The sequence below is a fragment of the Haloferula sp. BvORR071 genome, assembly GCF_000739615.1.
In the GTDB taxonomy this organism is placed as follows: Bacteria; Verrucomicrobiota; Verrucomicrobiia; order Verrucomicrobiales; family Akkermansiaceae; genus Haloferula.
On the sequence record NZ_BATP01000064.1, the window covers coordinates 1 to 1,348 of the forward strand.

The following is a 1,348-nucleotide window of genomic DNA, read 5'->3' on the forward strand; positions in this document are numbered from 1 at the left end:
TGTACAGACCGGGTACATCCTTAACAGGTGTTCGGGTACATCGTTTACACTCCGGGGAGGAGAAAACGATGCCTTGGCAAACCTGTAATGCGATGGAGCTGAAACGTGATTTTGTGGAACTGGCGTGCCGTGAAGGAGCCAACATGCGGCAGTTGTGCGGGCGCTTCGGCATCAGTCCGCCGACGGGCTACAAGTGGCTGGCACGGCACCGCGCGGGCGAGGGCTTGGAAGAGCTGTCCCGCAAGCCAAGCAGCAGCCCCGGCAAGACCAAGGCGCAGATCGAGGCATTGGTCGTGGCGGCGCGGCAGCAGCACCCGGTCTGGGGTGGCAGGAAGCTCAAGCGCTGGCTGGAAAACCGCGGCGTGAAGGACGTGCCGTCGATCAGCACCATCACGGAAATCCTGCGCCGCCACGGCCTGCTGCAGCCACCGGCGGGTCCTTCTGGCAAGGGCTGGCAGCGCTTCGAGCGCGCGGCTCCCAATGAGCTGTGGCAGATGGACTACAAGGGCTGGTTCGAGCTCGCCAGGGGCGGTCGCTGTTATCCGCTGACGATGCTCGACGACCACAGCCGCTTCAACCTCCTGCTTGAGCCTTGTGCGGGTGAGACCTTTGCCGAGCTGCGGCCGCTGCTGGAGAGCGCCTTCCGGACCTACGGCCTGCCGCAGGCAATCCTCTGCGACAACGGCAAGCCGTGGGGTGACAGCTCGGGGCATTTCACGCAATGCGAGGCATGGCTGCTGCGGCTCGGTGTGGCGGTCTATCACGGGCGGCCGCGGCATCCCCAGACACAAGGCAAGGATGAGCGCTTCCACCGCACCTTCGGTGCCGAAGTGCTGTCGCGCACGATGGTGTGGCAGGACCACGGCCATTGCCGCCGCGAGTTTGTGAAATGGCGCGAGATCTACAACCACGAGCGTCCGCACGACTCGCTGGACGACGCGGTGCCGGCGAGCCGCCACGAGATCTCGGCGCGTCAGTTGCCGGCCAAGCTCCAGGAAGCCGGGGAATGGTATGGCGGTAACGACGTGGTGCGGAAGGTGCTCAACAAGGGGATCATTTGCTTCCACAGCGTGCTATGGAGCATCGGGGAAGCGTTCAAGGGCCAGGATGTGGCGTTGCGGCGGGTCGGAGAAGAACGCTTCGAGGTCTACTACTGTTGGAAGCGGATCGGAGTGGCGGATTTCGCCCGGTACCGGGCCAGCGGGGAAAAGGGCTACGCGCCGCTGGAGGACCGACGGGTGGGCCGGCCGCCGCAGGCATGAGCCGCCCGCGGGCGGCTCATGCCTGCGGTCCAGAAAGCGTAAACGATGTCCCCGAACAGGTGTAAACGATGTCTCCGGCCTTTACA

At 64.6% G+C, this 1,348-nt stretch carries 1 protein-coding gene; it reads left to right on the forward strand.

Annotated elements, in window-relative coordinates:
• The first annotated feature begins 92 nt into the window (after window positions 1-92).
• Window positions 93-1,262: an IS481 family transposase gene (locus tag BV071_RS32160; RefSeq protein ID WP_052574150.1), complete on the forward strand. Its 1,170-nt coding sequence runs from the start codon at window positions 93-95 to the stop codon at window positions 1,260-1,262.
• The last annotated feature ends 86 nt before the right edge of the window (window positions 1,263-1,348 follow it).